Below are 21,972 nucleotides of genomic sequence, written 5' to 3' on the forward strand. Positions count from 1 at the left end.
CGCCCGGCGGCGTCCCGGGCCTCGGCCGTGGGGCCGCCCGGGCGGCCGTCAGCCGGGCCGGCCGGCCGCCGCGGCGGCGAGGTAGGCGCGCCAGCCGCCGTGCGCCGAGATGTCGGGCGCGCCGTCGAGGGCGGCGGGCTCGCACAGGAAGCCGGTGACCCGCGAGCCGTCCGCCAGCTCCACCGGGCCCAGGGCCATGGGCGGGGGCAGCGCGGCGCACAGCGTGCCCAGCCCCTCGGCGGGCAGCTCCCAGACCTCCGCCTCGACCGGCACGCCGCCCTCGGCGACGCGCACGAGGCCGGGTTTGGGCGGCCGTGTCGCCAGCAGCCGCAGCCGGTAGGCGGGCGCGGTGGCGGTGGCGGCGACGAGGCGGGCGCCGCGTGCCAGGAGCTGGTGGTTGAGCGGCTGCCCGGCCAGGTGGGCGCCGACGACGGCCAGGCGGACGGGCGGCGCGGGCGGCGCGGGCGGCGGGGCGAGCAGCGCGGCGATGCGCGCGATCCGCTCGTCGGTGAAGGCCGGGCCGATCAGCATCACGCCGAAGGGCAGCCCGGACACCGTGCCTGCGGGGACCGCGGCGGCGCACAGGTCGAACAGGTTGGTGGAGTTGGTGAACCGGCCCAGGCGCGCGTTGGCGCCGAGCGGGTCCGCGGCGACCTCCGCAAGCGTGGGATGGCCCGGGGCCGTGGGCAGCAGCAGCGCGTCGGCGTCGCCGAGCCCGGCCATGGCCTCGGCCCGCAGCGCGGCCAGGCGCTGCCGGTCGGCGAACAGGCGGTGGGCGGGGATCGCGCGGGCGGTGGCGATGATGCCCGCGACCGCCGGGTCCAGGTCCGGGTGGCCGGCGTGGGCGTCGACGAAGCCGCCCACGGCCGTGTACCGCTCGGCGACGAACGCGCCCTCGTACAGCAGCGCCGCGGCCTCGGTGAACGGCGCCGGGTCGATCCCGGTCAGCTCCGCGCCCGCGGCGGCCAGCCGCCGCGCCGCCGCCTCGTACGCCGCCGCCCAGCCGGGGTCCATCTCCCCGAGCCGGTCGGCGGGCGGTACGGCCACGCGGTACGGGCCGGGGCGGCGCGCGGGCGCGGGCGGTGCCGCGCGGCCGGCCGGCGCCGACATCAGGCTCAGCGCCAGCTCCGCCGCGGGCAGCACGCGGGCGAGGACCGTGACGCAGTCCAGGCTCGCGCAGGCGGGCACGACACCGGCGGTGGGCACCAGGCCGCGCGTGGGTTTCAGCCCGACGATCCCGTTGAACGCGGCGGGCACCCGCCCGGAGCCCGCCGTGTCCGTGCCCAGGGCCAGGTCGGCCGCGCCGAGCGCCACCGCGACGGCCGAACCCGAGCTGGACCCGCCGCCGACCCGGGCCGGATCGTGCGCGGAGCGCACCACTCCGTACGGGCTGCGGGTGCCGACCAGGCCGGTGGCGAACTGGTCGAGGTTCGTGGTGCCCAGGACCACCGCGCCCGCCGCGCGCAGCCGGGCGACCGCGGGCGCGTCGCGCTCCGGCCGGTAGGCGTACGCCGGGCAGCCGGCCGTGGTCGGCAGCCCGGCCACGTCGATGTTGCCCTTGACGGCGAGGACCGTGCCCGCCAGGGGCAGCCGCTCGCCGGACGCGGCGCGCGCGTCCACGGCGCGCGCCTCGGCCTCCGCCCGCTCCCGCGGCACGAGGGAGATCCACACCTCCGGCCGGTCGATCTCGGCGATACGCGCGTGGGCGGCGCGTACTCGCGCCAGTGCCGCACCCGTCATGTCCACAGCCCTTCCGGCCCGCAGGGGCCTCTCGCGCGTGTTGCCCGTTCCGCGGAGTCAGCCTCCCGGCGGCGCCAGCGTCAGCAGCACCGCGCCCGCCTCGATCTGGTCTCCCGGGGCCGCCAGGACCTCGGCCACCACCCCGTCGGCCGGCGCCTCGACCGCGGCCTCCATCTTCATGGCCTCCAGGGCCAGCAGCCGCTGCCCCGCGCGCACCCGGTCGCCGGGCCGCACGTGGACCCGCCACACGCTGGCCGCGAACTCCGCCGCCACCACCCGGCCGCCGTCCGGCACGGCCACCTCGGGCCGGTCCTCGGCGACCGGGGCGGCGGCCGCCTCGGCGCGGGCGAACTCGCCCGCCGCCTCCCACGCCTGGCGCTCCGCCGCGAAGGCCGCCGCCTGGCGCTCCTGGAAGGCGGCGATGGAGCCGGCGTGCCCGGCCAGGAAGCGGCGGTGGTCGGCCAGCGCGAACGTGCCCTCCTCGGTGCGCACCTCCAGCCGGCCGGCCGCCATGTCGGCGCGCAGGTCGAGCAGTTCGTCGGCCGTGACCGGGTACCACCGGATGCGGTCGAAGAAGCGCAGCAGGTGCGGCGGGCCGGAGCGCCGGGCTCCCGGCCGCCGCCAGCTCGACCAGACCTGCACCGTACGGCCCACGAACTGGTAGCCGCCGGGCCCCTCCATGCCGTAGACGCACAGGTAGGCGCCGCCGATGCCGACGGAGTTCTCGGCGGTCCAGGTGCGGGCCGGGTTGTACTTGGTGGTCACCAGGCGGTGCCGCGGGTCGAGCGGGGTGGCGACCGGCGCCCCCAGGTAGACGTCGCCGAGCCCCAGGACCAGGTAGGAGGCGTCGAAGACGATGCGGCGCACGTCGTCCACCGAGTCCAGGCCGTTGACGCGGCGGATGAACTCGATGTTCCACGGGCACCAGGGCGCGTCGTCCCGCACGCCCGCCATGTAGCGGGCGACGGCCACGCGGGTGGCCGGGTCGTCCCAGGACAGCGGCAGGTGGACGGTGCGGCTGGGCACCACGAGCCGGTCGGTGGGCGGCAGCGCGTCCTCCGCCTCCCGCACGAGGGACAGCAGCTTGCCGACCGGCAGGACGTCGGGGTCGACGTGCACCTGGAGCGAGCGGATGCCGGGGGTGAGGTCGACCACGCCGGGCAGCCGCTCGGCGGCCAGCCGTTCGGCGAGGGCGTGCACCCGCATCCGCAGGCCCAGGTCGAGCCGCATCGGCCCGTACTCGATCAGCAGGTTGGCGTCGCCGCCGCGCCGGTAGGTGACCTCGGGGCGCGTGTCGGTCGCCGCGCGCCGGCCGAACACGCCGCCGTCCGCGACGGGCGGGCGCGTCGGCGCGGGGCGGTTCGCGGGCCGGCGGCGCAGGACGGCCGCCGCCTCCTCGGACACCGGCACGAAGCGCACGGTGTCGCCCGGCCGGAGCTGGCCGAGCTTCCACCGCTCGCCGCTGACGACGGTGGCCGGGCACACGAACCCGCCCAGCGACGGCCCGTCCGGGCCGAGCAGCACCGGCATGTCGCCGGTGTAGTCGACCGCGCCGACCGAGTACGGCGTGTCGTGGATGTTCGACGGGTGCAGTCCGGCCTCGCCGCCGTCGGCGCGTGCCCAGCGCGGCCTGGGGCCGACCAGGCGCACGCCGGTGCGCGCGGAGTTGAAGTGCACCTTCCACGCGGCGTCGTAGAAGGCGCGGACATCGTCCTCGGTGAAGAACTCGGGCGCGGCGTGCGGGCCCTCCACGGCGCCGACGTGCCAGGCGCGGGTGAACTCCGGGCGGTCGCCGGGCGGTACGGGCCGCCCGCCCGTGCCGGCGGCCGGCTCCCGCGCGCGCAGGACGTCGCCCGCGCGCAGCGCGCGCCCGGCGTGGCCGCCGAACCGGCCGAGGGTGAAGGTGGCGGCGCTGCCGAGGAAGTCCGGCACGTCCAGCCCGCCGCCCGCGACCAGGACGTACGTCCGCAGGCCGGGGCCGTGCGGCGCCGCCACGGCCAGCTCCGCGCCGCCCGGGACGGTGACCGGCTCCCACTGCGGGACCGGCCGCCCGGCGACGGTGACCCGCGCGGGCGCGCCCGTCACGCACACGGCCGTGGGATGGCTGAAGCGCAGCACCGGGCCCTGGAGGGTGCACTCCAGGCCGGGCGCGCCGGGCGGGTTGCCCAGGGCCTCGTTGCCGAGCCGGAAGGACAGGTCGTCCATCGGGCCGGAGGGCGGCACGCCGACGTGCCACAGGCCGGTGCGGCCGGGCCAGTCCTGCACGGTGGTGAGCGTCCCGGGCCGTACGACGTCCACGCGCGGGGCGGGATCGGCCAGGGCGTCGAGGGAGGCGGTGGTGTGCTCGACGGCCCGTACGGCCGCGTCGGCGACGGCGGCGCGCAGCAGGCCGAGGTTGGTCGCCACGCCGTCCACGCGGGTGGCCGCCAGGGCCCGCGCGAGCCGGTCCAGGGCCGTGGCGCGGTCGGGGCCGTGGGCGACGACCTTGGCCAGCAGCGGGTCGTAGGCCGCGGTGACCTCGGTGCCGTCCTCGACCCAGGTGTCGACGCGCACGTCGCGGGGGAAGGACACGCGGGTGAGCAGGCCGGTGCTGGGCCGGTGGCCGCGGCCGGGGTCCTCGGCGTAGATCCGGGCCTCGACGGCGTGTCCCGACGGCCGCGGCGGCGGCACGCGCGTGCGGTCGGCCGACACGCGCGTGCGGCCGGCCGGTTCGTACGCGTCCGGTGAGCCGTCCGCGCGCCGCGTGCCGTCCGTGCCGCGCGCCGTGCCCGCTTCCGGCGTGTCGCCGTCCCGGGCCAGGCGGAGCATCCAGGCGACCAGGTCGACGCCGTACGTCTCCTCGGTGACCGGGTGCTCCACCTGGAGCCGGGTGTTGACCTCCAGGAAGTACGCCTCGCGGCGCGCGGTGTCGTACACGAACTCGACGGTGCCCGCGGACCGGTAGGCCACCGAGGCGGCCAGGTCGCGCGCGGCGGCCGCGATGCCCGCGCGCACGCGCGCGGGCAGGGCGGGCGCGGGCGCCTCCTCCAGGACCTTCTGGTTGCGCCGCTGGAGCGTGCAGTCCCGGTCGCCCAGGACGGTCACCCCGCCCCGGCCGTCTCCGAAGACCTGGACCTCCACATGCCGGGCGCGGGTGACCAGGCGCTCCAGGAAGACGCCCGCCGTGCCGAAGCCGGCGGCGGCCACCCGCCGCACGCCCTCCCAGGCGTCCGCGAGCCCGGCCGCGTCGTGGCACGCCCGCATGCCGATGCCGCCTCCGCCGCCCGTCGCCTTGAGCATCACCGGGTAGCCGAGCGCGTCGGCGGCGGCCAGCGCCGCGTCGAGGCCGGGCAGCAGGTCCGTGCCCGGCAGCAGCGGGACGCCCGCGGCGCGCGCGGCGGCGCGCGCGGTGTGCTTGGCGCCGAAGAGTTCCAGGTGGCGCGGGGCGGGGCCGACGAAGACCAGCCCCGCCGTCTCCACCCGGCGGGCGAAGTCCGCGTCCTCGGACAGGAAGCCGTAGCCGGGGTGGATCGCGCCCGCGCCGGTGGCGCGGGCCGCCGCCAGGACGGCTCCGGCGTCCAGGTAGCTCTCGGCCGCGGGCGCGGGGCCCAGGCGTACGGCGGTGTCGGCGAGGCGCACGTGCGGCGCGGCGCGGTCGGGGTCGGAGAAGACCGCGACGGTGCGCAGCCCCAGGCGGCGGGCCGTGCGCAGGACGCGGACGGCGATCTCGCCCCGGTTGGCGACGAGCAGGGTGCCGAAGGGCCGGCCGCCGGTCGCGGGGCCTGTCGGGGTGCCGGGGTACCGGGGCGTCATGCGGCGGCCTCGCCGACCGTCATGCGCACGGCCGTCGGCGTGAAGCCGTTGCACGGGTTGTTGATCTGCGGGCAGTTGGAGACCAGGACCAGGACGTCGGTCTCGGCGCGCAGCACGACGCGCAGCCCGGGGGCTGATATGCCGTCGACGATGCCGAGGGTGCCGTCGGGCTCCACGGGCACGTTCATGAACCAGTTGACGTTGCCGGTGAGGTCGCGCTTGCCCAGCCCGTACCGGGCTCCCTCCGCGAGGAAGTTGTCGGCGCACGCGTGCTGCGACCAGGTGTGGTGGCCGTAGCGCAGGGCGTTCGACTCCTTGGAGCAGGCGCCGCCGAGCGTGTCGTGGCGCCCGCAGGTGTCCGCCACGACGGTCATCAGCGGCGTGTGCTCGGTGGACAGCAGCACGCTGCCGGTGGTAAGGAAGACGTTGCCCTGCGCGTGGACGGTGTCGGGGGCGCTGTAGCGCACGGTGGTGTCGCGCGCGTCGTAGACGAGGAAGTCGACGGCCTGGTTGCCGTGCAGGTCGGTGACGGCCAGGTGCCACCCCCGGGGCACGACGGCCGACCAGGGGGCGCGGGGCGGGACGGTGGCGGTCGCGGGGGCGTGCGGGGCGGCGTGGGCCGTGGTCATGCGAGCCCCCGGGCGGCGAGGTCGTCGAGGGTGCTCAGGAAGGCCCGTCGGCCCTCGGGTGTGGCGTCCCACAGCGGGTCGCCGGGCGCGGTGGGCCGGGCCCGCCAGGCCAGCACCTCCAGCGGGGTGACGGTGTAGCGGGGGCGCGGGTCGAGGGGGTGCGGGACGTTCGCGAGCAGCACGGTCAGCGGCATCTCGGCGCGCAGCGTCACGCGGGTGCCGGCGCCCGCCGAACCGGTGAACTCCAGGCCGCCGTCCGGGCGTACGCGCACGCCCTGGAAGAACGAGACGGACGGCGGCAGGTCGCGCGGCTCCAGGCCGTTCTTGGCCGCGGCCAGCTTCAGCAGCTCGCGCCCGGCGGGGGAGGGCCCGTGGGGGCTGCCGTCCCCGTAGCGCCGGGTGTTGCGCAGGGCCGTCGAGGTGCCGCACAGCGCGTCGTGCCGCCCGGAGGTGTCCGCCGTGACGGAGGCCAGCACCCGGCCCTGGTCGGACAGCAGCAGGTGCCGCTCGCCGAGGTAGGCGTTCCACAGCACCTTGACGGTGTCGGCGGTGTTCAGCCGCTCCCAGGGGCGGTCGGCCACGTGCAGGGTGAGGTGGGCGCAGGCGTCCCCGGCGAGGTCCGTCAGGCGCAGCTCGGTGCCGCGGGCGAGGACCTTGTGGGCGTACCCGCCGCCCGGGACGGTCTCCGCCCACACCAGGTCGCCGGCGGCCACGCCGCCGGGGGGCCGCGGCCACGCGCGGGCGGGCACGACGGGCATGGCGTCGGCCCGGGTGCCCTCCTGGGCGCGGGCGTGCTCCCGCGCTCCGTACGCGGTGCTGGTCGTCCCGGTGGGGTCCGGCGTGCCGGATGGTCCCGTGGTGGCCCCCGGGCGGGCGGTCGCAGGTGTCACGGCGAGTTCGCACCTCCTAATATCTGTCGCTCGATAGAAATTAGGCCGGTCCGGATTCGCGGCAGTTGCCCGGATGTTGCGGACGGGTTACGCCGCTCCGCTGTCAGACTCCTGTGCGACGATCGGCACCATGAGCACCACCGGACGGCGCGTGGGCCGCCCCCGCGCCACCCAGCGTCCCGACAGCGGCCTGTCGGCCCGCGACGAGCTGCTGGCCGCGGCCGCCGAGCTGTTCACCACGCGGGGGTACGCGGCCACCAGCACCCGGGCCGTGGCCGAGCGCGCGGGAATGCGGCAGGCGACCATGTACCACTACTTCGCGGGCAAGGAGGACATCCTCGCCGAGCTGCTGGAGTCCACGGTCACGCCGTCGCTCGCCGTGGCCCGCGGGCTGCTCGCGCGCGACGGAGAGCCGGCCGAGGAGCGGCTGCACGCGCTGTGCCGCTCCGACGTCGAGCTGCTGTGCGGCGGACCGCACAACCTGGGCGCCCTCTACCTGCTGCCCGAGGTGGGCATCGAGCGCTTCGCCGGCTTCCACCGCGTGCGGGCCGACCTGAAGGACGCCTACGGCCAGCTGATCGCGGCGACCGGCGCGGGCCGCGAGCTGGACAAGGGGGAGCTCGCGGTCCGCACCGACCTGGTCTTCGGCCTCATAGAGGGCGTCATCCTGATCCACCGCTCGGACCCGGACCGCCCGGTCGGCGCCTTCGCCGCCGCCACCGCCGACGCCGCGCTGCGGATCGTCGGGATACCGGGGCGGGCGGGGTGACCCCGGTCCCCGGGGGTGTCCGCCGGGGCGGGGTCTAGGGGGAGCGCGGCGTCGGGACGGGCCGCCCAAGGGGCCCGCGCGACCGGCCGCGCACGGCCCGGCAGGCGGCGCCGAGCACCACCGTCGCCCCCAGGAACAGCAGGGTGAACCACTGGAAGTACCAGTGGCCGCCCTCCGGGTCGTACACCGCCGCCCGCGGCCAGGAGAGGTTCACGGTCATCGCCAGCCCGTAGGCCAGCGCCAGCGCGTTGACCGGCACTCCCCACCGGCCCAGGGAGAACAGCGGCCGCCCCGCCTCGTCGTGCGCGGCCGTCGCCGGCAGGCCGCCGCGCAGCCTGCGCCACAACTGCGGCCCGGTGACCATCGCGTACGCCAGGTAGAGCATGGCGACACACGTCGTGCCGATGGCCAGGAACGCCGCGGGCGAGGCGAGGTTGAGCAGCACGACCGCGACCGCGCCCGCCCCGACGGTCACCGTCGGCCCGACCGGCATGCCCGTACGCGGCGACACCCGCGCCAGCCGGGAGGAGAACGGCAGCACCCCGTCGCGCGCCATGGAGAACAGCATCCGCGATCCGGACGTCTGGATCGCCAGGGTGGCCACGGCGATCGCCAGGGCCACGTCGGCCAGCAGCGCCTTGCCGACGCCGTCGCCCAGGCTGCTGGTCAGCACGTAGCTCAGCCCCTCGGTGGCCAGCCGCCCGTCGGTCAGGCTCGGCGCGGCGAGCACCCCGGCCAGCACCAGCAGCCCGCCCAGCACGCCCGCGGCCAGCAGCGCGCCGAGGATCGTGCGCGGCGCCGTGCGGCGCGGCCCGCGCGTCTCCTCGCTCATCTCGCCGGCGCTGTCGAACCCGATCAGCACGTAGGCCGCGGTGAGGGAGCCGACCAGCAGCGCCCCGGCGGCCCCGCCCGCGCCGCCGGTGTGCAGGGTGGCGCCGCCGCCGCGCTCGGCGTGCGTGAGCAGCAGGACGACGATGAGGGCCGCCCCGATGATCTCGGCTGTGACGCCGATGCGGTTGACCGCGGACAGGACACGGTTGTCGAGCACGTTGACGACCGTGGTCAGGGCCAGCAGGACGAGCGCGAGCAGGGCGGCGTTCGCGGCGCCCGTGGCGGTGGTGGGGGCCGGGTCGCCGCCGGTCAGCTGGAAGCCCGTCCAGAGCGCGGGCAGCACCACCTGGAGCGCGAGCGCGGCGGCCGCGACCACCACCACCTGCCCGACCACCATGATCCAGCCGGCGAACCAGCCGAAGGCGGGGGTGCTCAGCCGGGAGGACCACTGGTAGACGGCGCCGGAGATCGGATAGCGGGCGGCCAGTTCGGCGAAGCAGGCCGCGACCAGGAGCTGGCCCGCCAGCACGGCGGGCCAGGTCCAGAAGAAGGCGGGCCCGCCGAAGGAGTAGCCGAAGGCGAAGAACTGGAAGACGGTCGTCAGGACGGAGATGAAGGAGAAGCCCGCGGCGAAGGAGGCGTACCGGCCCATGCGGCGGTGCAGCTCCTGGCGGTAGCCGAAGTCGGCGAGCGAGCGGTCGTCCGGTGCGGTGGGGGGCGGCGAGGGCGTGCCGGGGTCGGTGGTGACGGACATGGCGGTTCCCTGTCGCTCTCATAATTCCTATCGGATGACAGAAATTAGGGAGGCGCTGTTTCCCGCGCATATCGCGGCCGTGTCCGTCACGCTCCGAATTTCTCACCTCCGGCCGCCGAATGGGCCGTTCCGGGGACCGGAAGAGCGGGCGGTGCGCGGCCGTACTCCGGCGGCGGCGCTCCCGACCGGACCGGCCGGGAGCGCGACGAGGCGGCGCCCGGCCGGGCGGCGGGAGGCCGCCACCGGGCTCAGGCGGCGGCGCCCTCCTGCTCCGCCTCCACGCGCGCGTTCCACGCCGGCTTCGACGCCTGCCAGCCGTCCTCGTCGTGGCCGCGCCGCCAGTAACCGGATATCGACAGCCGCTCGCGCGGAACCGCGCGGTCCAGCCGCAGGTGGCGGCGCATCTCCTTCACCCAGCCCGCCTCGCCGTGCACGAACGCGTGCACCGGCCCGGAGGGGAAGTCCAGGGCCCGTACGGCCCGGCACAGCGCCTCGCCCACCGGCGCGCCGCCCCGGTGCAGCCAGACGATCCCGGCCTCCCGCGGCGCGGTCAGCTTCTGCTCCTCCTCCGGCCCCGCGACCTCGATGAACGCGTGCACCGGCACGTCACCGCCCGCGCCCGGCGACGTCCCGGCGCGGCCCGCGAGCCGTTCCAGCGCGGCGGCGATGGCGGGCAGCGCGCTCTCGTCACCCACCAGCAGGTGCCAGTCGGCGTCCGGAGCCGGGGCGTACGCCCCGCCCGGCCCGAGGAACAGGATCTCCTCGCCGGGCGTGGCGCCCGCCGCCCACGGACCCGCCAGGCCCTCGTCGCCGTGGCACACGAAGTCCAGCGTCAGCTCGCGCGCCGCCGCGTCCCAGGCGCGCACCGTGTACGTGCGCGTACGGGGCCACTGCTCGCGCGGGAACTCGGCGCGCACGCGCGCCACGTCGAACGGGTCGGGGTACGTCACGCCCTCGGCCGGAAACAGCAGCTTGACGTAGTGATCGGTCCACTCGCCCGCGTGGAAGGCGGCGAGCCCGTCGCCGCCCAGCACGACCCTGACCATGTGCGCGGTCAGCCGCTCGGTGCGCACCACCCGCCCCCGGTGCAGCTGCGGACTCCTGCGGGCCGGACGGTCCGCCATGGCGACCTCCCTCGTCGAACGAAAGTTAGGTCAGCCTAACCTAGCAGCCCGCCGCGGGCGGAGACAGCCCGGTCCGGCCATCAGCGCAGGACCGACAGCAGGCGCTGGAGCGAGCCGCCCAGCCCCCACCGCGCCGACAGCTCCTCCAGCGCGCCGGGATCGCGCGGCGCGCGCGGCAGCGCCGGGTGATACGCCGGCAGCGGCACGTCGGAGGCGACCCGGACCACCGCGGGGGCGACCGCCACGTACGCCCGCGCCTCCTCCAGCCGCCTGCGCTGCGCCGGGGTCAGCGCCGAGCCGGGATCGTCCACGGCGGCCATGATCCCGGCCAGGTCGCCGTACGAGGCCAGCAGCCTGGCGGCCGTCTTCTCGCCGATGCCGGGCACGCCCGGCAGGCCGTCGCTCGGGTCGCCGCGCAGGAGGGCCAGGTCGGCGTACCCGGGGCCGTCCACCCCGTACTTCTCACGCAGCAGCGCCTCGTCCACCGTCTGGAGGGTGCCGACGCCCTTCACCGGATACAGCACCCGCACCCGCCGACCGTCGTCCACGAGCTGGAACAGGTCGCGGTCGCCGGTGACGATGTCGACCGGGCCCGCGGCGCGGCCCGCCAGCGTGCCGATCACGTCGTCCGCCTCGTACTCCGCGGCGCCCACCCGCGCGATGCCCACCGCGTCCAGCACGGCCTCGATCACCGGCACCTGCGGGGAGAGGGTGTCCGGCACCGCCTCCTCGTCCGCGCCCGCCCCCTCCGGCGCCTCCTCGGCGACGCGGTGGGCCTTGTAGCCGGGGATCAGCTCGACCCGCCACCGGGGCCGCCAGTCGGCGTCCATGCAGGCCACCAGGTCGTCCGGCCCGTGGTCCGAGACCAGCCGGGCGATGAAGTCGAGCAGCCCGCGCACGGCGTTGACCGGCGTGCCGTCCGGGGCCCGGACCGACTCCGGCACGCCGAAATAGGCGCGGAAGTACAGCGAGGCGGTGTCGAGGAGCATCAGGCGTCGCGTCACAGCCCCGATCATGCCGCACCCCACTGACAACGCCCGGGGACGCGCACCGGCCCGGCGGCCCGCGCCGCCGCCCCTCGGCGGCGGCGCGGGCGGCGGTCCCCGCCGGGTGCCTCCCGGGCCGCTCAGTGGCCGGTGTCGCAGCAGCTGTCCCGGCGCAGGTGCCGCCCGACCGCCAGCCAGTGCTCCGCCGGGCCCCCGTCGCGGTCGGCGGCCGGAGCGGGGAAGGACTCGACCAGCTCCCGCTGCTCGTAGGGCGTCCCGCCGCGCAGCACCGCGACCGTCCGCACCAGCGTGGAGAAGTCGGTGAACGGGTCGCCGTCCACGATCGTCAGGTCGGCGGCCTTGCCCACCTCCAGCGTGCCGAGGTCCCGGTCCGCGCCGAACACCCGCGCGGGCAGCACGGTCGCGGTCCGCAGCGCCTCCGCCGCCGTGAGCCCGTGGCCGTGCAGGGCGCGCAGCGCCAGGTGCAGGTGCAGCCCCACCGGCACCAGCGGCGCGTCCGTGCCCAGGGCCACCAGCCCGCCTCCGGCCAGGACGCGCCGGTAGACGCCGATCTCGGTGCGCAGCGCGGCGCGTTCGGCCGGCGTGGGCGGGCGCTGGGCGTCCTGCCGTACGGCGGCGGCGTCCCACGGCGGCATCAGCCGCGTGACCCGCGCGTCCGCGGCGAGCGACGGATCGTCCCCCAGCAGCGGCGCGGCCGTGAACGGCGTGGCGATCAGGTGGAAGTCCGTGGCCGTGTAGATCTCCGTGACGTCCTGGAAGGCCCGGCCGGTCGCGGTCGTCGCGTGCCCGTACTCCTGGCGCTGGGTGGCCTGGAGGTGCGTGGTCAGGTCCTGCCCGAGCTGCACGCCCGGCGAGCACAGATGGCTGCCCGCGCGTACGCCGAGGCGTTCGTGCGCGAACCGGGCGGCCTCCTCCATCACCCAGCCGGGCGCGCGCACGTAGGTCTTGACGAAGTCCCAGTCCAGGGCGGCGCCGCGCTGGAGCGAGCGGCGCAGCCCCGCGCGCGTGCGGTGCGCCCGGCCCATGCTGTACGCCACGCGCGGCCCGTCCAGCAGCTCGCCGGAGGCCAGCAGCCGGGGCCCGGCCAGCACGCCCGCCGCGACGGCCTCCCGCAGCCGGGCCTGCTCGTACGCGAAGCCGCCCAGGGACACGGCGGTGGTGATCCCGTAGGCGAGCTGCAGCGCGGTCTGTCGGCCGCCGTAGGTGTACTGCCAGGGGTGGGTGTGCGCGTCCCACAGGCCCGGGACGACCGTGCGCCGCGAGGCGTCGATACGGCGCAGCGCCGCGCGGCCGGTGCGGTGCGGCTCGACGGCGGCGACGCGCCCGCCGCGCACCACCACGTCCACGTCCTCGCGGACGGTCCCGTCGCCGCCGGTGCCGTCCCAGAACCGTCCGGCGTGCACCACCGTGTCGGCGGGCCGCGGCCGCCGGTGGTCGAGCGGCACGCGGACCGTGCGCGCCCGCCCGCTGCGGACGTCGACGAGCCGCAGCCGGCCCGCCGACAGGTACAGGACGCTGCGCGAGTCGCCGGACCAGGTCGGGTGGTCGGCGCTCTCGTCGGTCAGCGCGCGCGGGTCGCCGTCGGGCGTGCCGTCCGGCCGTACGGGCAGCAGCCACAGGGCGGACTCGGCGATCAGGGCCATCCAGCGCCCGTCGGGCGACCAGACGGGGCCGGAGTCGTACCGGTCGGAGATCGAGGTGTGGGGCGCGACCGCGTGCAGGCGGGCGGTGCCGGTGTCCGTGTCCACGACCCGGATGAGGTTGTAGCCCTCGCGGAAGCGCCGGTTGAGGCGGTTGCGGTCGCACAGCGCGACGTAGCGGCCGTCGGGCGACCAGCTCGGCCGGCCGGGCAGCCCGCCGGCGCCCAGGGCCGCGGCCAGCACCCGGTCCGTACCGGCGGCCAGATCGCGCACCACCAGGTTTCCCGACATGTCGATACAGGCCAGCCGCTCGCCGTCGGGGGACAGGGCGGGGTGCACGCGGCCCCCGGCGGCCAGGGTCGTCTCCGCGCCCGAGCCGAGGTCCAGGCGGCGTACGGTGAGCAGCCCGTCACGGTCGTCGGCGTACACCAGCGCGCGCCCGTCCCGCGCCCAGGACGGGCCGAGCACGTAGCGGGTGGCCGCGGCGCGGACGATCCGGCGCGGGGGGCGACCGCCGGCGGCGTCCGCGAGCCACAGGGAGTTCAGCGCGGCGAAGGCGATCTGCCGCCCGTCCGGGGACAGGGCCGGCAGGTGCAGGCCGCGCACCGGCCGCACGCCGCCGCCGTCGACGTCGTACCGCTTCACGCGGTAGGAGGGCCGCTCGACGGGCAGCACGGCGCGGAACGGGATGTCCTCGCCGTCCGGGTCCGCGGAGTTCGCCGCGGCGCCGGGCCGCAGAATCCGGAAGCGCCCGTCAGCCGTGACCAGCAGCGTGTCGCGGGACGTCCAGCGCGGCGGCGCCGGCTCCAGGTCGCCGGCCACGGCCACCGGACGGCCGTCCACGACGAGCGTGCACGAGCCGTTCGGCGCGGGCGTGGTGCGCAGGTAGGCGAGCGTGCCGTCCGGCGACACCGCGGGCGCGAGCACCTGACCCGCGGCGGTCTCGGTGTGCTCCACCGCCACCGGTCCGGTGCCGTCCGCCCGTACGGACGCGATGGTGCGCGCGTCCAGGGCGCTGCCGGTGAACGCGGCGCGGACGAACAGCACGCGCGTGCCGTCGGGCGACCAGACGGGGTCGAAGTCCTCCCAGTGGCCGTCCTGGAGCGGACCGTCCTGGCCGGGCAGCCCGGTGAGCCGGGTCAGCTCGCCGGAGGCGAGGTCCAGCACCCACACCCGGTACGGGCTGCCGGCCACCGGGTCGCCGCCGCGCTCGGAGGCGAAGGCGAGCCGGGTGCCGTCGGGCGACCAGGCCGGGCCGCGGTCGTCCCAGGGCCCGTCCGTGCGCTGCCGCAGCCCGGAGCCGTCGGGGCGCAGCGTCCACAGGTGGAAGCCGCCGCCCCGGAAGGCGCAGACGGCCAGCAGGCCGCCGTCGGGGGAGAAGACGGGCCGGGTGGGTTCGAGGTCGGGCGGCGTGAGCGGCACCGCGTCGCCGCCCGCGCGGGGCAGCGACCACAGGACGCCCTGGACCTCGGCGACCAGGCGGTCACCGGCGGGGGAGAGGGCGGCGGCGCCGTTGGTGGCGGCGGTGAAGGACAGCGACGCGCCGCGGGCGCCCGCGGGCGCGGCCACCGCGGCCGGCGCGGTGGCCGCGGCCGTGGCGGCCGCGGTGGCGGTGGCTCCGGCGCCGGCCCGGAGGAACCCGCGCCGGGACAGCACCGACGGCGCGGCGGCAAGGGCGCCCGGTGGCGTCTGGGGCGAAGGGGAAGCAGGGGCGGACGGCGGTGTGGATGCGTCCGTGGTGTCCAACGATCCTCCCGGAACACGATGTGGTGCAGGAGCGGAACACGGTCGCTTGATCGTTTCACACCGCCGGGCGGACCGGCCGGCGGGGTGGGTGCGCGAGCACGCCACGAGCCCGTACGGGACGGGCCGCGTCACCAGGCCCTGCGGCGCGGGCCGGACCGGCACGGGAGACGGGCACCTGTACGGCGGAAGCCGGGCCGCCGGGCGCCCCCGGGTCCGCTGTCAGTGGCGGGGGCTACCGTCGTGGACATCCGTGAACACCGCGCCGTACGGGCCGGGTGGGGCGGACCGCCGACCCCGCCGGGGCGCGCGTCCGGCCCGTACGACCACCGCGGCCACCACCGCCATCGCCGCCGGAGCAGGGAGGACCGCCATGGCCACCACCGCAGACGACGTCCGCAGCATCGCGCTCTCGCTGCCGCAGACGCAGGAGAAGCTCGCCTGGGGCATGCCCACCTTCCGCGTCAAGGGGAAGATCTTCGCCGCGCTGTCCGACGACGACGCGTCCGTGGGCGTGAAGTGCCCGATCGAGGACCGGGCGGAGCTGATCGCCTCGGAGCCGGAGAAGTTCTTCGTCCGCCCCGGCCACGACGACAAGTTCGCCTGGCTGCGGGTGCGGCTCGCCGCGCTGGAGGACACCGGCGAGCTGCGGGACATCCTGGTCGACTCCTGGCGCCAGGCCGCACCGCGCGCGCTCGCCGAGGCGTACGGCGGCCCGGTGCCGCGGGACCCCTCGCCGTCGGTCTGACCCCGCCCCTGGCCACCGCGGAACCGGTCACGCGGCGGCGGCCCCCGGGCGGATCAGGAGACGACGTCCGCCGGGCGCCCGCCGCCCAGAAAGGAGGTGACACGCGCGCGCAGCGACGCGGGGGCCAGGCCCTGCCCGGCCAGGTGCTCCTCCACCGTGCCGTAGCGGCGCAGCTCGCGGCGGGCGACGCCGAGGCCCAGCACGCGGTGCGGCAGGTCCGCCAGAGCGTCGTTCACGGCTGCCGTGGAGGTGCCCGCCAGGTACGGCTCGACGAGCACGACGTCCGGCGCCCCGGCGGCGCCGACCGTGGCGCGCAGCCCCGGCCCGTCGAAGGGCCGCACGGTCGCGGCGTACAGCACGGTCACGTCCAGACCCTCGACGGCCGCCAGCGCGGAGTCCAGCATCGGCCCGACCGCCACGACCACGCCGCCGCGCCCCTGCCGCACGCCGACCAGGCGGCCGCCGCCGACGGGCAGCGGCGCGGCATTGGACTGCCCCGCCGACAGCCGCACGTAGACGCTGCCGTCACCGGCCGCCGCCTGCCGCAGCAGGGCCTCGGCCTCGTCGGGGTGGCCGGGGACGTGGACGGCCCACCCGTCGAGGGTGTCCAGCAGCGCCACGTCGCCGGGCGCCATGTGGGTGTAGCCGCCGCCGGGCCAGTCGTACGACCCGCCGGCGCTGGCCAGCACACCGGCCGCACCCTGGTGCCCGAAGTCCAGCTTGACCTGCTCGAAGGGCCGCTCGACCAGGAAGCTCGCGAACGTGTGCACCACCGGCCGCATCCCGGCCAGGGCCAGCCCGGCGCCCACGCCCACCATGAGCTGCTCACGGATGCCGACGTTGATCACCCGGTCGGGGTGGGCGCGGGCGGCGGCCCGGAATCCGTCCACGCCGATGTCGGCGAGCACGAGCGCGAGCCGGGGGTCGTCGTCGAGCAGACGGGAGACGGTGCGGGCGAAACGCTCACGCATGGTGTCCGTGGTGTCCATAGCAGAAACCTTTCAGCGAATCGGGGGAGACGGCGGGTCGGTCAGTCGCCCTTGGGCTCGACACGGGCGACGACGGCGTGCGGCCGCCCCGGGTGGGGCCTGGTGCAGGCGTCGTACAGCGCCTCGTGATCACGGCCGTCCACGGTCACCGCCGACCATCCGGCCGCCTCGAACCGGGAGGCGATGCCGCCGCGCCAGCCGTGCGTGGCGGAGGCGTTGTCGACGACCAGCGCGTGCAGCCGACCCAGCCGGACGGCGCCCGCGTAGGCGATGGCCTCGTGGTTGCTGCCCTCGTCCAGCTCGGCGTCGCCGAGGAGCACCCACACCGCGGCGTCGCCGTACCCCCGGGCCCGCAGTCCCAGGGCGGTCCCCACGGCCAGCGGCAGCCCGTGCCCCAGCGACCCGCTGCTGATCTCGACGCCCGGCACCAGCGTGCGGTCCGGATGGTGGCCGAGCGGGGAGTCGTACGCGCCGAAGCCCGCCAGCCAGGACGCCGGAAAGAAGCCCTTGGCGGCCAGCACGGCGTAGTACGCCATCGGGCCGTGCCCCTTCGACAGCAGGAACCGGTCGCGGTCCGGCGCGTCCGCGGCCTCCGGCGAGACGCGCAGCACCCGGTCGTAGAGCACCCACAGCGCGTCCAGCGTCGAGGTCGCAGCCGGCCCGTGCTTCTCGTCACCGGTCATCCGGCTCATCAGCCGGGGCAGGTCGCCGTAGTCGGCTTTCACGGAAGTCATGGCAGGAAGCCTGCAACTTCAAGTGAGCTTGAGGTCAAGTCGCTACCCTCGCCCTCATGACGTCGAAGCACGACCGCCTCCCGATCGGCGAGCTCGCCGCCCGCAGCGGCCTCGCCCCGTCCGCCCTGCGCTACTACGAGGACCTGGGCCTGATCACCGCCGAGCGCACGACAGGCCGCCAGCGCCGCTTCGCCCGCGCCACGCTGCGCCGGGTGGCCTTCATCCGCGCCGCCCAGCACGTCGGCCTCACCCTCGACGAGACCCGCGCGGCCCTCTCCCGCCTCCCCGCCGACCGAGCCCCGCCGCCCAGTGGTCCGCCGTGGCCCGCACCTGGACCCACCGCATCGACCAGCAGATCGCCGACCTGGAGCGGCTCAAGCGCAAGCTCGTCGGCTGCATCGGCTGCGGCTGCCTCTCCCTGGGCGCCTGCGCCCTGTACAACCCCCACGACACGGCGGCCACCCGAGGCCCCGGCGCCCGCTACCTGCTCGGCGACGACCCGCCGACCGACCCTGCGCGGCCCGCCCCGGCCGGCCCGGCCGCCCGGAAGGCCCGGCCACGGCGGAAGCCGGAGGCGACCACCCTGTGAGGTGCGGTATTGTTCTCATGCGCGGTCGGCAGGGACACCCCGCCGAGCGAGCATCGGGACGTGGCGCAGCTTGGTAGCGCACTTGACTGGGGGTCAAGGGGTCGCAGGTTCAAATCCTGTCGTCCCGACCAGCGTTTTCGCAGGTCAGAGCCTGCTCTCACGATGTGAGGGCAGGCTTTTGGCGTCCGGATTGTCCGGTACATACGTGAGACGTTGTGAGAGCCGCGTCCTGTGCCTGCAACGTCCCAGGTCGATGGCATGGATCTGCGGAGCCGTACTTGACCGGTGTCTCGGGACCAGGCCGCCTGGCAAGGATGTCGAAGCGGTATACGGCCCAGATGGGCCCCGCGCTGCCATGGCTGAGACAAGGGAATCGGCGGTCGATTTTCGAACGGAATTCCTGTCCGAGTAGGCAGTTCATAAGGTCGGGGCCAGTTTCGGCGTCCGGCCGGGCCGACGGCTAGCCCAAGCGGTACGGCGCGTGTTGTGCGTTCTGACCAAGACTTCCCCCAACGTGCTCGGGGTCAAGAAGTCGCGCACCACGGTGAACGCGCTGAGCGGCGGCCTGGTCGGGCTCCGGCCGCCGTCTCCGGACTCCTTCACCGGCGTCTTCTGAATGCGCCCTTGCGCGGGACGAATCGAGCGCACTGCCTGCTTTTCCATTCGTCCCAGAGCCCGAAGACCGCGCGTTCGATTCGCTCTGCCTCCTCGCCGTGGTACCAGGCGATCTCCATGGGGCCGATGGCCTGTTCCAAGCTGTCGTCACTGGTCGAGAAGTCGTCTTCCGAGTCGCTCTCTGGGGTCCGTAGGTAGCAGACCCGCCATCCGTCGATTTCGGGTACGAGCAGTGCAAACCAGTCGGCGTACTCTCCATTACGGCAGAGTCCGATGCGGCCGAGCTCGGGTCGGTTCACCCGTGTTTCGGACACTGGTCAGTTCCTTTCCTGCTCCCGGCCGTGATTTTCGCGGCGGCAGAGAAAACGAGCCTCTTCAGCCCGCTCCTTGTCGATCTGTGATGTACTCGTCGAAAGCTGCCTTCAGCGTGCGCACGTATTCTCGGACAGGCTCGATGCTGGGATCTGCGTCAAACCTGGCAAGTTCCTCCTGCGCCGCCTGGAACTGGTTTTCGACGGCTCCACACGCGGCCTTCAGACGGCGGTCGTCCAGCCCGAGGACACCGGTCAGATCTGCTTCCAGTTGGTCCACCTCGATGAGGAGATCGCCGAGTTCGGCGCGCTGGCCGAATTCCGGATGGGTGCTGAGCTAAGAACCCTTCGGCAGTGACCGTTCGAGTGCGGAAGGTTCTCTCCTGTGCCACATGTTTTTCCTGCCAGAAGGTCAGCCAACGGTGAGTCCGGGATTGAGCCTACCATCCGGGCTGCCCCTGTGGTTCCTTCGAGTACCGCGGACGCTGCGCAGGTGTTTCTGTGCCGCGCACAGATATCTGCTGGCCGAACCGTATCTCTTGCCGTGTTTGGCGTCGTGGTAAACGAACGATCGGGCTGAATTCTTGGAATTCCCTCGATGGAATGTCCGACCCACGGCCATGGCAGTCCTACGGCTTCTCGTCACGTAGAAGGCGGCGCGCAGGCTCCTGGTCTTGTTGACAGCGCTGTAGGCGCGATGGTTGTCGCGGTCGTGCGGGTGACGCCGTTCGCCGTCTCCGCCTCGGAGGTGGTGTTACCCCAGGAGTCGTACTCATACGTGGTGGTGGGGAGCCGGTTCGGGTTGCTTCCGCCGCCGGTGATGTTTTCCGGCCGGTCCGACCGAGGAGACGAGGCCGCCGCCTAAAGGCTGTCCCGCAATCCCTGGCGGGCTCCCGACGCCAGCTACGGCCACTCGCGGCGTTGGCGAAACGTCCGAATAGAACCACTATTCGGACGCTCCGCCGCCTTGCGATTGACCGCATCTGACGCCGCTCGCTGATCCACCAGGGATTACGGGACAGCCTTTAGGCCGGCGTCCGCAGTATCTAGCATGGTGTCTTCCTGGACGAACACGCCGTAGCTGCAATGCAGTGTCATCAATGCTGGTACGTGCCCACCCTCGCCGGGATACGCAGTGAGGGGGACGACGTGTCTGACGCGGCGCACCGGCACTCCGTACAACTGGCGCTTGCCACGGGTGTACCCATAGCGGCTGGTTCGGACATGTCCACACGCCCGCATGTCGATGTGCTGGACGAACTGCCGCTGCTGTCGGCTGCCGGCCTCGGCGACGCCGGAGCCTTGCGTGCGGCTACCAGTGAGGCCGCCCGACTTCTCCGGCTCGACCACGACCGTGGGCGCGTCGCTCCGGGGCTGCGCGCGGACCTGGTCCTGCTCGACGGATCGGGACTCAGTCTCGAAGACCGCCGGGACGGATTCGTATGGTGTGGCAGAACGGCCGCCTCGTGACAGCGTCCCATGCCGTGTCGCGGCGGTAGTTGCCGCGTCCGCTGGGGACGGAGGGGGCCGTGAAATCCTGACATCACAAGACTGTTGCCTGATTGGCTTCCCTCGCCTCCGTGGTCCGCTCCCACCACCACGTAAGGGCGAAGATCACTATGCCGACAGGGCCGAAAACGATCAGCAACACCTCTGCACTGCCTGCTGCGAGGAACAGGGCGCTCACCGCGCTGGCCCCAGTGAAGCCCACCGCTCCGAAGGAGTAGAGCAACGAAAACCCGACAGACCAGTCATCGGCGGGGAGCACGTCGGTGACTGTCAAGCTGCGTGCCGTGCTCGCGGCGGCCTGAAACAAGCCGCATGCAGCCACTAAGACCACGGTCACGACTGGGGACCACACCACGCCCACCACAGTGACCATGAGTGAGAACCCGCCCGCGAAGATCAGGGTGTGCGTGTGCGGGCGACCGAACCAACGACGGAGGCCGTACAGAAAGCTTCCGGCAACGCTGGTAACAGCCAATCCCGACAACGCGATCCCAGCCCACGCCGGCGGCCCGTGACGTTGTCCCAGGACGCTTGGCGGCGTTACCTCCAGCACGGCATGGAGCGTCAACACCACCGTGGAAACGGCGAGAGACGGCCCAATCACCCGGACGACAGCCAGCGTCGAGGTCCGTCGCGGCTCCGGTTGGACCGTGTTTCCACTGTCCGCAGCGCCCATGACGGACTCCGGGAGTTTCACCGTGACAGCCGCGACGACGACTAGACCACCGCAGACGATCAGCAGTGGCGCATCGGGGCTCCACGCCACCGCAGCGGAAGCCGCCAGCGCAGGGCCTGCAATCTGACACAGTTGGTTCATGATCACATCGAGAGCCAGAGTGTTCTCCCGTGACTCAGGAACCAAACCGACCACGAGAGTGCGAAGCCCACCAAACGTCCCACTCGCAACGCCACCAGCCAGTGCCGCGAGTACGGCGGCGGCGAGCGGGGCTCCGAGCGACAGGGTAACGACGACCCCCACCAGGGCGATAGCCTCGGTCAGCGCGACCCAGGCGAGTTCCTTTCTCAGTGGGCGACGCTGGAACCGCGCACCCATGGGGGCACCGATGGCCTCCCCTCCGGCATAGGCGTCGGCGATGACGGCCCCCCATGCGTAGGAACCGGTAGCCGACTTGGCTGCGAAGACTACGCCGAGCGAAATCGTGCACACCGCGAGCCGGGTGCCAACTGTTGCGACCATCCACCACCATACGCGGCTGTTCTTCAGCAGGGACTCGTACGCGACCACTGCTGCCTCCGTCCGCGTGTTCTGATGCCAGCCGCCTCTTCCATCAGCAACGCGACCTGCGGATCGTCTCGGCGACCTCGAAAACAGTCTCGACGAGATGCCGTCGTTCAGCCTCTTCGGCGAAACACCAGCATGGCGTGTTCTTGCACTCCACTATTTTGTCCACCTACACCAACCAGGCCCGCCGGTGGAGAAGTTCCGCACCATACTCGGTACCCCGGCCGGGACCTATGATCTTTTGACGGCTTACAACGTCGACCGGCAGGCTGCCACCAGCGCTGCCTGCTAGTACTACAGCCGGTGGTTTCACGG

General features: G+C 74.6%; 18 protein-coding genes, 1 tRNA gene and 1 pseudogene. 7 read left to right on the top strand and 13 right to left on the bottom strand.

The genetic code is table 11. The annotated features are described in order from the left end of the window. Positions 1–48 precede the first annotated feature (48 nt). The 4 genes from atzF to RKE29_RS14565 are packed head-to-tail and all read right to left on the bottom strand — an operon-like array spanning position 49 to position 7,051. Positions 49–1,740, bottom strand: coding sequence for an allophanate hydrolase (gene atzF / locus RKE29_RS14550; RefSeq protein WP_312005676.1), 1,692 nt, complete (start codon positions 1,738–1,740; stop codon positions 49–51). A 57-nt stretch (positions 1,741–1,797) separates the two neighbouring features. Continuing rightward, on the bottom strand, positions 1,798–5,532 hold the full coding sequence (locus RKE29_RS14555) for a 5-oxoprolinase/urea amidolyase family protein (RefSeq protein WP_312005677.1): 3,735 nt from the start codon (positions 5,530–5,532) through the stop codon (positions 1,798–1,800). Beyond that, positions 5,529–6,161 (bottom strand): urea amidolyase associated protein UAAP2, encoded by a 633-nt coding sequence (locus RKE29_RS14560; RefSeq protein WP_312005679.1) that lies wholly within the window; start codon positions 6,159–6,161, stop codon positions 5,529–5,531. Before RKE29_RS14560 ends, RKE29_RS14555 begins: the two co-directional genes overlap by 4 nt. Then, on the bottom strand, positions 6,158–7,051 hold the full coding sequence (locus tag RKE29_RS14565) for an urea amidolyase associated protein UAAP1 (RefSeq protein WP_369016039.1): 894 nt from the start codon (positions 7,049–7,051) through the stop codon (positions 6,158–6,160). Before RKE29_RS14565 ends, RKE29_RS14560 begins: the two co-directional genes overlap by 4 nt. A 130-nt stretch (positions 7,052–7,181) precedes the next feature. Here RKE29_RS14565 and RKE29_RS14570 point away from each other — a divergent pair, with 130 nt between their 5' ends. Next, the gene (locus tag RKE29_RS14570) at positions 7,182–7,820 is read left to right on the top strand and encodes a helix-turn-helix domain-containing protein (protein WP_312005681.1); all 639 of its coding nucleotides are present in this window, start codon (positions 7,182–7,184) and stop codon (positions 7,818–7,820) included. Between the two features lie 34 nt (positions 7,821–7,854). On the opposite strand, the gene RKE29_RS14575 is transcribed toward RKE29_RS14570, so the two are convergent. The 4 genes from RKE29_RS14575 to RKE29_RS14590 all read right to left on the bottom strand — a co-directional run bounded on the left by RKE29_RS14575 (position 7,855) and on the right by RKE29_RS14590 (position 14,832). Then, on the bottom strand, positions 7,855–9,405 hold the full coding sequence (locus RKE29_RS14575; RefSeq protein WP_312005683.1) for an amino acid permease: 1,551 nt from the start codon (positions 9,403–9,405) through the stop codon (positions 7,855–7,857). Between the two features lie 248 nt (positions 9,406–9,653). Continuing rightward, positions 9,654–10,529 carry a siderophore-interacting protein gene (locus RKE29_RS14580; RefSeq protein WP_312005685.1) on the bottom strand — a complete coding sequence of 292 codons (876 nt, stop codon included), beginning with the start codon at positions 10,527–10,529 and terminating at the stop codon, positions 9,654–9,656. Positions 10,530–10,609: 80 nt separating this feature from the next. Beyond that, positions 10,610–11,518: a 5'-3' exonuclease gene (locus RKE29_RS14585; protein ID WP_312005701.1), complete on the bottom strand. Its 909-nt coding sequence runs from the start codon at positions 11,516–11,518 to the stop codon at positions 10,610–10,612. Between the two features lie 137 nt (positions 11,519–11,655). Beyond that, on the bottom strand, positions 11,656–14,832 hold the full coding sequence (locus RKE29_RS14590) for an amidohydrolase family protein (protein WP_312005686.1): 3,177 nt from the start codon (positions 14,830–14,832) through the stop codon (positions 11,656–11,658). Between the two features lie 460 nt (positions 14,833–15,292). Between RKE29_RS14590 and RKE29_RS14595 the strand changes: the two genes are divergently transcribed. Next, a complete protein-coding gene (locus RKE29_RS14595; RefSeq protein WP_312005687.1) occupies positions 15,293–15,667 on the top strand; it encodes an MmcQ/YjbR family DNA-binding protein in 375 nt (124 codons plus the stop codon). Positions 15,668–15,720: 53 nt separating this feature from the next. On the opposite strand, the gene RKE29_RS14600 is transcribed toward RKE29_RS14595, so the two are convergent. Together RKE29_RS14600 and RKE29_RS14605 are read right to left on the bottom strand one after the other, a co-directional pair. After that, positions 15,721–16,656: a transketolase gene (locus tag RKE29_RS14600; protein ID WP_312005689.1), complete on the bottom strand. Its 936-nt coding sequence runs from the start codon at positions 16,654–16,656 to the stop codon at positions 15,721–15,723. A gap of 41 nt (positions 16,657–16,697) precedes the next feature. Further along, positions 16,698–17,390 (bottom strand): transketolase, encoded by a 693-nt coding sequence (locus RKE29_RS14605; RefSeq protein ID WP_312005690.1) that lies wholly within the window; start codon positions 17,388–17,390, stop codon positions 16,698–16,700. Positions 17,391–17,446: 56 nt separating this feature from the next. Between RKE29_RS14605 and RKE29_RS14610 the strand changes: the two are divergent. The 4 genes and pseudogenes from RKE29_RS14610 to RKE29_RS14625 all read left to right on the top strand — a co-directional run. Continuing rightward, positions 17,447–17,650, top strand: a pseudogene (locus RKE29_RS14610) (MerR family transcriptional regulator); the annotation flags it as partial. A gap of 59 nt (positions 17,651–17,709) precedes the next feature. Next, positions 17,710–17,979, top strand: a complete 270-nt coding sequence (locus RKE29_RS14615) for a hypothetical protein (protein WP_312005691.1) — start codon at positions 17,710–17,712, stop codon at positions 17,977–17,979. 54 nt (positions 17,980–18,033) lie between these two features. Beyond that, positions 18,034–18,110 (top strand) — tRNA-Pro (locus RKE29_RS14620). Between the two features lie 350 nt (positions 18,111–18,460). Further along, the gene (locus RKE29_RS14625) at positions 18,461–18,595 is read left to right on the top strand and encodes a hypothetical protein (RefSeq protein ID WP_312005692.1); all 135 of its coding nucleotides are present in this window, start codon (positions 18,461–18,463) and stop codon (positions 18,593–18,595) included. Here RKE29_RS14625 and RKE29_RS14630 read toward each other — a convergent pair. Further along, positions 18,579–18,908, bottom strand: a complete 330-nt coding sequence (locus RKE29_RS14630) for a hypothetical protein (protein WP_312005694.1) — start codon at positions 18,906–18,908, stop codon at positions 18,579–18,581. The genes RKE29_RS14625 and RKE29_RS14630 overlap by 17 nt on opposite strands. Positions 18,909–18,969: 61 nt before the next feature. Beyond that, positions 18,970–19,185 (bottom strand): hypothetical protein, encoded by a 216-nt coding sequence (locus RKE29_RS14635; protein ID WP_312005696.1) that lies wholly within the window; start codon positions 19,183–19,185, stop codon positions 18,970–18,972. Between the two features lie 806 nt (positions 19,186–19,991). On the opposite strand from RKE29_RS14635, the gene RKE29_RS14640 reads away from it, so the two are divergent. Continuing rightward, positions 19,992–20,375, top strand: coding sequence for an amidohydrolase family protein (locus tag RKE29_RS14640; RefSeq protein ID WP_312005697.1), 384 nt, complete (start codon positions 19,992–19,994; stop codon positions 20,373–20,375). Positions 20,376–20,448: 73 nt separating this feature from the next. Here the strand turns inward: RKE29_RS14640 and RKE29_RS14645 are convergent, their stop codons facing one another. Then, on the bottom strand, positions 20,449–21,660 hold the full coding sequence (locus tag RKE29_RS14645; protein WP_312005699.1) for a hypothetical protein: 1,212 nt from the start codon (positions 21,658–21,660) through the stop codon (positions 20,449–20,451). Between the last annotated feature and the right edge of the window lie 312 nt (positions 21,661–21,972).

Source organism: Streptomyces sp. B1866, assembly GCF_031932565.1.
Lineage (GTDB): Bacteria > Actinomycetota > Actinomycetes > Streptomycetales > Streptomycetaceae > Streptomyces.

Bases quoted from the DNA above. Each gene is read 5' to 3' on its own strand.
- atzF (WP_312005676.1), bottom strand. From the start codon at position 1,740: ATGACGGGTGCGGCACTGGCGCGAGTACGCGCCGCCCACGCGCGTATC.
- RKE29_RS14555 (WP_312005677.1), bottom strand. From the start codon at position 5,532: ATGACGCCCCGGTACCCCGGCACCCCGACAGGCCCCGCGACCGGCGGC.
- RKE29_RS14560 (WP_312005679.1), bottom strand. From the start codon at position 6,161: ATGACCACGGCCCACGCCGCCCCGCACGCCCCCGCGACCGCCACCGTC.
- RKE29_RS14570 (WP_312005681.1), top strand. From the start codon at position 7,182: ATGAGCACCACCGGACGGCGCGTGGGCCGCCCCCGCGCCACCCAGCGT.
- RKE29_RS14575 (WP_312005683.1), bottom strand. From the start codon at position 9,405: ATGTCCGTCACCACCGACCCCGGCACGCCCTCGCCGCCCCCCACCGCA.
- RKE29_RS14580 (WP_312005685.1), bottom strand. From the start codon at position 10,529: ATGGCGGACCGTCCGGCCCGCAGGAGTCCGCAGCTGCACCGGGGGCGG.
- RKE29_RS14585 (WP_312005701.1), bottom strand. From the start codon at position 11,518: ATGCTCCTCGACACCGCCTCGCTGTACTTCCGCGCCTATTTCGGCGTG.
- RKE29_RS14595 (WP_312005687.1), top strand. From the start codon at position 15,293: ATGGCCACCACCGCAGACGACGTCCGCAGCATCGCGCTCTCGCTGCCG.
- RKE29_RS14600 (WP_312005689.1), bottom strand. From the start codon at position 16,656: ATGGACACCACGGACACCATGCGTGAGCGTTTCGCCCGCACCGTCTCC.
- RKE29_RS14605 (WP_312005690.1), bottom strand. From the start codon at position 17,390: ATGACTTCCGTGAAAGCCGACTACGGCGACCTGCCCCGGCTGATGAGC.
- RKE29_RS14640 (WP_312005697.1), top strand. From the start codon at position 19,992: ATGCAGTGTCATCAATGCTGGTACGTGCCCACCCTCGCCGGGATACGC.